The 5930-nt window shown below is 64.4% G+C and carries 5 protein-coding genes; 2 read left to right on the top strand and 3 right to left on the bottom strand.

What is annotated here, in order from left to right; translation table 11 throughout:
• A partial coding sequence (locus tag AC630_RS41340) for an RNA polymerase sigma factor region1.1 domain-containing protein (RefSeq protein WP_283808484.1) occupies positions 1-753 on the bottom strand: 753 nt, incomplete at its 3' end.
• A gap of 374 nt (positions 754-1127) precedes the next feature.
• Positions 1128-3125, bottom strand: a complete 1998-nt coding sequence (dnaG, locus tag AC630_RS41335) for a DNA primase (RefSeq protein WP_074124152.1) — start codon at positions 3123-3125, stop codon at positions 1128-1130.
• 269 nt (positions 3126-3394) lie between these two features.
• Here dnaG and AC630_RS41330 point away from each other — a divergent pair, with 269 nt between their 5' ends.
• A complete protein-coding gene (locus tag AC630_RS41330; protein WP_074124150.1) occupies positions 3395-3958 on the top strand; it encodes a chlorite dismutase family protein in 564 nt (187 codons plus the stop codon).
• Positions 3959-4173: 215 nt separating this feature from the next.
• Here the strand turns inward: AC630_RS41330 and AC630_RS41325 are convergent, their stop codons facing one another.
• Positions 4174-4572: a gamma-glutamylcyclotransferase family protein gene (locus AC630_RS41325; protein ID WP_074124148.1), complete on the bottom strand. Its 399-nt coding sequence runs from the start codon at positions 4570-4572 to the stop codon at positions 4174-4176.
• A gap of 408 nt (positions 4573-4980) precedes the next feature.
• On the opposite strand from AC630_RS41325, the gene AC630_RS41320 reads away from it, so the two are divergent.
• Positions 4981-5784, top strand: coding sequence for an N-formylglutamate amidohydrolase (locus tag AC630_RS41320; RefSeq protein WP_074124147.1), 804 nt, complete (start codon positions 4981-4983; stop codon positions 5782-5784).
• Positions 5785-5930: the final 146 nt, after the last annotated feature.

Here is a 5930-nt window from a genome sequence, read left to right as displayed (position 1 = left end):
CGGCGCGGCGGGTGGCGCGACAAGCGCGGGCGCAGCCGCCGTGGCCTCGCCGCCTTCGGCCGAAGCTTCGCCGTTCTCGCCGGCGGGACCGCTAATCATCGCGGCGTTCATGCCGCTCTTGGCATCGGGACCGGCATAGGTCGCTTCGAGATCGATGATGTCGCGAAGGAAGATCTTTCCTTCGTTGAGCTCGTCACGCCAGATGATGATGGCCTGGAAGGTCAGCGGGCTTTCGCAGAGGCCCGCGATCATCGCCTCGCGGCCGGCCTCGATGCGCTTCGCAATCGCGATTTCGCCTTCGCGGGAGAGCAGCTCGACCGTGCCCATCTCGCGCAGATACATGCGCACGGGATCGTCGGTGCGTTCGCCCGGTTCGCTCTTCTTGACCTCGGTGACGGCCTTCTGGGTGACCTCGACGAGCTCGTTGTCGGTTTCGTCCTCGCCGCCCTCGTCCTTGTCTTCCTCGCCTTCGCTGTCGTCGGCTTCGGTGACGTTGATGCCCATGTCCGAGAGCATCGACATGATGTCCTCGATCTGCTCGGGCGAGGTCTGGTCGGACGGCAAAACTTCATTCAGTTGATCGAAGGTCACGAAGCCGCGCTTCTTGGCCTGCTTGATCATCTTCTTCACTGCCGCGTCGGACAGATCGAGCAAGGGCGAGGGCGCGTCCTGGGAGTCCTTCTCCGGCGCGTCCGCTGCCTTGTCGTCCTTTTCCTTGTCCTTCGCCTGCAGCGTCTTTGCCTTGGTGGCCATCCATTGCTCCTAAACGCGCTTCATGCAGACGTTCGCCGCGCCTGCCTGAATCCACTGAACCTATTGCTCGACGCTCTCGCTTCGGCAGCTCCCGACACGGAAAAGGCGGCGCGCACAACTCTCGCCACCCCGACCCTTCTCTCGCCGGATTTGCCTAACGCTTCGTGAGCCTCTTTGTCGCGGCGGATGCAGGTGTAGTGCCAACAGCGATTGCGCGGATTCATTCCTGACGCGTCTGTTCTGCCTGCGGCCGCCTGGTGGCCAAAGTGCTACAAGACCGTTAAGCCTCGATTAACCCTGTTTTTGCCGCCAAACCTTGGATTTGGCGAGTCTTTTAGCGGTTCCGGGCTCGGCCGTCCGCATGATTCTTTACGTCACACGTTCTTCTGGACCCGGCCCGACAGTTCGCCAAAACCCTCGATCAGGGCCTCGGTACCGTCGACCTCGGCCATCCGGGCCTTAACGTCTCGTAGCCACGCCAAATTGGCCTCGCTGGGGTCCTCCCCCAAGGCCAGCTCGGCGTCCTTCAACTCCCTAAGTAGTGAATGCCATTGCCGATGCAAGGCAACGAGCTGGTGCCACGTCGAGAGAACGTCGTCCCTCGCCGCGCCTTCGCGGGCACCCCACACCGCCGCGGTGGTGATGGCCCGCTCAACCCTTTGAAGCAACGGCACAAAACCGCCCTTCTCGAGGTCGGAGCGCATCTTCTCGGCCTGCTCGCCAGGGTCCGGGCTGTGGTGGTGGTCGTTGGCGAAGGCGGCGATGATGCCGGCCCGCAGCTTGTGGGCCTCGGGATGGGCCAGCTCCAGGGCCGCCACCTCTTCCAGGTGCTCATGGAGCAGCCAGGGGTGGTTAATCAGGCATTGCAGGATCAGGGCTTCCCGGCGGGAGATGGCGCTGCGCTGGCCCCGCATGATCGGACTCGCCGCCAGCTGGGGGCTCGCCGCCTGGTAGGGGCCGGACGGTAGCAAGGTAGGGCCGGGCGTCCCGCGGCGCCCCTGGCCGCCGAATCGATTCGCTTGCCCACCGCGGGGCTGGAATGGGCGGCCGCCCGCACCGGGGCGGAAATTGCCGCGGCCGGAAAAACCGCCGCGCCCGCCTTCGGGGGCAAAAGCGCGCTGCAGCCGCTCGACAAAATCGTCGCGATAGTAGCGCCGCACCACCTCGTCGCGGATGCCGTTGGAGAGCTCCTTGATGCGCGCTTCCAGCGCGGCGCGGCGCTCGGGCGTGACGAAGTTGCCGCCTTCGAGCTCGCGCGACCAGATCATGTCGGCGAGCGGACGCGCCGCCGCGATCACCTCCTCGATCGCGCCGCGTCCACCGGAGCGCACGAGATCATCGGGATCCTGCCCTTCCGGCAGCAGCGCAAAGCGCAGGCTCTTGCCGGGGCTAAGGAAGGGCAGCGCGAGGTCGGCGGCACGATACGCCGCCTTCTGCCCCGCGCGGTCGCCGTCGAAGCAGAGGATCGGCTCGTCCGCCATCTTCCAGAGCAGCGCGAGCTGGCTTTCGGTGAGCGCGGTGCCGAGCGGCGCCACGCTGCCTGCAAAGCCCGCGGTGACCATGGCGATGACGTCGACATAGCCTTCGACCACGATCAGGGCGCTGCCGTCATGGGTCGCCTTCCGCGCGGTCTGATGATTGTAGAGATTGTCGCCCTTGTGGAAGAGCGGCGTCTCCGGCGAGTTCAGATATTTCGCCGGAACGTCCTTCTCCAGCGCGCGCCCGCCAAAGGCGATGACGCGGCCGCGCAGATCGGTGATCGGAAACATCACGCGATCGCGGAAGCGGTCGTAGGGCACGGGAATGTCGTTGCCCGCGACTAACAGCCCGGTCTCGACCATGTCGTCCACGGAAACGCCGAGCTTGCCGAGATGCTCCTTCAGCGCAAAGCGGTCGGGCGAGGCATAGCCGAGGCGGAACTGCAATTGCGTCGCCGGCGAGATCGCGCGGTCGGCGAGATAGCCGCGCGCTTTCGCGCCGAGGCGCGAGGCCAGTGTCTCCGCGAAAAACTTTGCCGCAAGGTCCATGACGTCATGCAACGTGCGGCGCCGCTGCTCGTGCCGCGCCGCATCCGGCGTCACCGCCGGCAGCGGCAGGCCGGCCATGTTGGCCAGCCGCTCGACGGCCTCCGCGAAGGGCACGCCGTCGGTCTCCATCACGAAGGTGATGATGTCGCCATGCTTGCCGGAGGAGAAGTCGTGGTAAAAACCCTTCTGGTCGTTGACGTAGAAGGACGGCGTCTTCTCCTGCTGGAACGGCGACAGCCCCTTCCACTCCCGCCCGGCCTTCTTCAGCTTCACGCGCTTGCCCACGACCTCGGAGACCGAAAGCCGGGCACGAAGCTCGTCGAGGAATTGGGGCGTGAAGCGCATGGGCGGTGTCTAGCGCGAAACCGGGTGAGTCGGGCGAAGGATCAGGGATATAGGTGCGGCCTGCCTAAAAGTCAGATTTGTCAGGCTTATCCGGGTTATTCGACCTATTCACAGGCCCTTCTGTCATTCCGGGACGATGCGAAACATCGAGCCCGGAATCCATCGCGCCGCCGGGACGCCGGGAGAAATGGATTCCGGGCTCGCCTCTTCGAGGCGCCCCGGAATGACAGAGGCCTTGAATTTCGCGTGGTTCCGCGCTTCCATAGGACATGTTCAGGACGTTTCGAGGCGGCCACAGCGGGGGCTGGCGTGTAACCTCGATTTCGCCCGTGACGGGCGAGCCCCTGCCCTTCGTGCCGGCGCTGTCGGTCACCGACAGCGAGGCCGTCTCATTGCCGCTGGTGCCCTCACGCAATGCGTGGCGGCTGGCGGGCGTCGTGAGCACGCTGCGCTACACCGAGCGCGCCGAGAAGGAGCAGCTCACCGCTGTGCAGGCCGAGCTTGGCCGGTTAGAGGCGACGTCCGCGGCGCTGATCCCGATCCGCAAATCGGAAGCGTGGTGGGAGCTGACACAGGAAGAGCGCCGCAGGATATTTGAGGACAAGTCGCACCACATCGCGAGCACCCTGCGCTTCCTGCCGGCCATCGCGCGGCAGCTCTATCACTGCCGCGACCTCGGCGGCCCCTTCGACTTCCTGACCTGGTTCGAATTCGCGCCCGCCGATACCTCGCTGTTCGAGGAGCTGGTGGCGATGCTCAGGCAGACCGAGGAGTGGACTTACGTCGAACATGAAGTCGACGTGCGCGTGGTGAAGGAAGTGCTGTCGGGCTAGTGGTCGAACTGCCCACCAGGACGGAGGTACTCTCCCTCGCCCCGCTTGCGGGGACGCGACGAGCTTCGCTCGCGCTGAGAGGGTTGGGGTAAGGGGGTGTCTCCACAAGGGCGGTGAGAACTGGACTCGTGGAGAGTCCCCCTCACCCGGATTGCATCTTCGATGCAATCCGACCTCTCCCCGCAAGCGGGGCGAGGTGAAGTCCGCATCCGCGGCTAGTGCGCTAGAAAGCGCCCGGACTCGATGCGCGGCAGATCGTTGACGGGCCAGTTGTAGACATAGGTCCAGGCCTTCTCCGTGACGCCATCCGCGCGCGTCACGTCGATCAGCTCGCGCAGATATTCCGTTGGCTCCGGAAAGCCCTCGCCGCAGGCCTCGTACATATCGAGCTCCCGCAGGAGCTCGTCGGGCACGCGCAGGTGAAAGAGCTCGCCGTGGACAATGTCGGACGGTGCGTCCGACAACAGCAATCCCGGATAATGTTTCACCAGGACGAGCCGGCCACGACAGGTCACCTCACCCAGAAAATCCGCGTGTCCCGCGAGCAGCCGCGCCATCGGATGGTCGAAGCCGCGCATCAGGGTGCCGTAGACGAAAAGACGATCGGAGCTCATGTGGTTTCTAGTAGCTGCGAATGATGACAATGGCGCATATTCCGATGTCGTCCTGGTTTTCGCCAGGGCTACATAGGGGAGGCATTGTGCGCACCTTCAACACTGTCATTGCGGGCGCAGCGAAGCAATCCAGACCGTCACCGCGGAAATAGTCTGGATTGCTTCGCTGCGCTCGCAATGACAATAATGCACCACACCCTTCACTTCCTCGCCACTCATCACCTCGAATTTCTCCTGCTGACAGCCCAAAGTCATCGTGCGCGAGCTCGGCGACCGTAGCGATATTCGGTCTTGTGATGAATCGTGAGCAGCGGCATCGTCTATCGATCATGGTGATTTTGGGCGGAGCAATCTATAGCGATTCCCGCCCAATTTTCGGGGTGACTGCTTTTTCCATAGGCAATCAGGATGGCTTTAGACACAGTCGACGCGACCGATCAACTCCTCGGCGAGGATGACATTCCGCCCGTGCATGAGGTGAATGCGGGAGGGACATCGCCGTTCCTGCTCACCTCGGATCATCACGGGCGGGTGCTGCCGCGCGTGCTCGGCGATCTCGGCGTCGCGGAAAGCGAGCTTGTCAGGCACATCGCCTGGGATATCGGCATCGCCGGCGTCGCCGAGCGTCTCGCAAAAATGCTCGACGCACATCTGATTGCGCAGCGCTATTCGCGGCTCGTGATCGACTGCAACCGCCCGCCGGCTGCTGTGAGCTCGATCCCCGTAATTTCCGAAGCAACCGCGGTTCCACGCAACCAGGGCATCTCCGAGGGCGAGCGCGCCGCGAGGCGGCGCGAGATCTTCGAGCCCTACCACCACCGCATCAATGCGGCGATCGACCGCCGCGTGCACGACAAGCGGCCGACGGTGCTGGTGTCACTGCACAGCTTCACGCCGGTCTATGCCGGCGTCGCGCGGCCCTGGCACATCGGAGCGCTCTATCACCGTGACACCGTGCTGCCGCAGCTCCTGCTCAAGCACTTGCGCGTCGAGAGCGACCTCGTCGTCGGCGACAACAAGCCCTATGCGGTGAGCGACCTCACCGACTACACCATTCCCGTCCACGGCGAAGCGCGCGGCCTGATCAATACCGGCATCGAGATCCGGCAAGATTTGATCGCGGACCAGTCCGGTCAGCAGCAATGGGCGGAGCGGCTGGCGAGGATTTTTGTGGAGATCGAGGTGGAGTTGAAGGCGGAGGGGCTGGTGTAGGGCGAAACGCCGATGGTGCACTCCCTCGCCCCGCTTGCGAGGAGAGGGTTGGGGTGAGGGGGGAGCCTCCGCGAGGACGGTGATAGTTAGACTCGCGGAGGCTCCCCCTCACCCGGCTCGCTTTGCGAGCCGACCTCTCCCCGCAA

It is taken from the genome of Bradyrhizobium sp. AS23.2 (assembly GCF_001908185.1).
In the GTDB taxonomy this organism is placed as follows: Bacteria; Pseudomonadota; Alphaproteobacteria; order Rhizobiales; family Xanthobacteraceae; genus Bradyrhizobium.
Note: the sequence above shows the minus strand (reverse complement) of the source record. Positions and strands in the feature narration are given on the sequence as shown.